Annotated in this window: 1 protein-coding gene; it reads right to left on the bottom strand. The window is 43.4% G+C overall.

Features of this window, described 5'->3' with window-relative positions:
• A partial coding sequence (locus PGX78_RS03150) for a hypothetical protein (protein ID WP_270445356.1) occupies positions 1-228 on the bottom strand: 228 nt, incomplete at its 3' end.
• Positions 229-304 lie beyond the last annotated feature (76 nt).

Below are 304 nucleotides of genomic sequence, written 5' to 3'. Positions count from 1 at the left end.
AAGATGAGGAGAAAAATACTGAAGATCTGTCAGCCAACCGTTTACCTGCTCCGTCGTAGGTACGACAATAACGGCGTTTTTATCAGTCTTAGCCAGTACATGAGCCGCATAGGCGGATTTTGCCGATCCGCCCAAACCGTAAACGCCGTATATTTTACCATTTTCATATGCGGACGAAGCTTCTTTTAAAGCTTCATCCTGTTCTAACCATTGAAATAACCGTTCCATCTTCAAAACCTCATACGGTCGGGGACCTTAGAGTGTCTAAAGTCCCCGACAGAACGTCATATAAATAAGGTTAATT

The sequence above is a fragment of the Megasphaera sp. AF13-6AC genome, from assembly GCF_027685385.1.
Classification (GTDB): Bacteria; Bacillota; Negativicutes; order Veillonellales; family Megasphaeraceae; genus Megasphaera; species Megasphaera micronuciformis.
This window is presented reverse-complemented; position numbering and strand designations above follow the sequence as displayed.